The following is a 1344-nucleotide window of genomic DNA, read 5'->3' as shown; positions in this document are numbered from 1 at the left end:
TGTGAACGGCGGAGCAATACTCGGCCACGGTAGCGACGGCATAGTGTTGTCGCGGGCGGCGTAAAAGTCGTCCACTTTTGCCCTTTCGGATTTCGGGAGGGCTTGGGGATATACACCGTGGACTTGTATTTGAAGGTGCGTCACGCTCATTTCCAGGATGGATTGAGCGGGCGTCAGATTGCCCGGGATTTTGGGATCAGCCGGGACAGTGTTGCGAAGATGTTGGCCTATTCGGAGCCGCCGGGATATCGGCGGACAGCGCCGATCAGGCGCCCGAAGCTGGATGCGTTCACCAGCCAGATGGACCAATGGCTTGCTGAAGACAGGGGCCGCCCTCGCAAGCAGCGTCACACCGCAAAGCGTATTTTCGAGCGGTTGCGGGACGAGTGCGGTTTTGATGGCAGCTACACCATCGTCAAGGATTACGTTCGAGACCGGAAGCGGACCGGCAAGGAGATGTTCGTGCCGCTGAGCCATCCGCCCGGTCATGCACAGGCCGATTTTGGTGAAGCGCTTGTCGTGATCGGCGGCGTCGAGCAGAAGGCACACTTCTTTGCCCTCGATCTGCCGCACAGCGACGCGTGCTACATCCGGGCCTATCCTGCGGCCAATACCGAGGCGTGGCTTGACGGCCATGTCCATGCCTTTGCGTTCTTCGGCGCGGTTCCCCAGTCGATTCTTTATGACAATGACCGCTGCCTGGTTGCCCGGATTCTGCCGGATGGCTCCCGGCAAAGAACCCAGCGGTTCAGCGCGATGTTGTCGCATTACGTGATCCGGGACCGCTATGGCCGTCCCGGCAAGGGCAATGACAAAGGGGCCGTGGAGGGGCTGGTCGGCTACGGGCGTCGCAACTTCATGGTGCCGATCCCGTCCTTTCCGGACTGGCACGCGTTCAACGCTCACCTGGAAGAGCAGTGCCGCAAGCGCCAGGGTGATGTTCTGCGTGGCTACAAGGTCAGCATCGGGGAACGGCTGAAGGCCGATCTCGCGGCGATGCGGGATTTGCCCGGCACCCCCTTTGAGGCCTGTGAGTTGCAAAGTGGCCAGGTCACATCGACATCGGTGGTGCGCTATCGCGGCAATGATTACTCGGTGCCGGTTGCCTACGGCCACCGTGCGGTCTGGATCAAGGGCTTCGTGACCCGGGTTGTCATCGGCTGCGGCGCCGAGGTGATCGCCGAGCATTCGCGCTCCTATGACACCGGCGACATGGTGTTTGATCCACTGCATTACCTGGCGCTGATCGAACGCAAGATCATGTCCTTCGATCAGGCCGCGCCTCTGCAGGGCTGGGAGTTGCCCGAAGCGTTCAAAACCCTGCGCCGACTGCTGGAAGCCCGG

General features: G+C 61.3%; 1 protein-coding gene. It reads left to right on the top strand.

The features are described from left to right. Window positions 1–117: 117 nt before the first annotated feature. A partial coding sequence (gene istA / locus PXK01_RS21910; RefSeq protein ID WP_274861730.1) for an IS21 family transposase occupies window positions 118–1344 on the top strand: 1227 nt, incomplete at its 3' end.

The organism is Phaeobacter sp. PT47_59 (genome assembly GCF_028890025.1).
Lineage (GTDB): Bacteria > Pseudomonadota > Alphaproteobacteria > Rhodobacterales > Rhodobacteraceae > Phycobacter.
The sequence above is the reverse complement of the archived record's forward strand: the minus strand, read 5'-3'. Positions and strand labels throughout refer to the sequence as shown.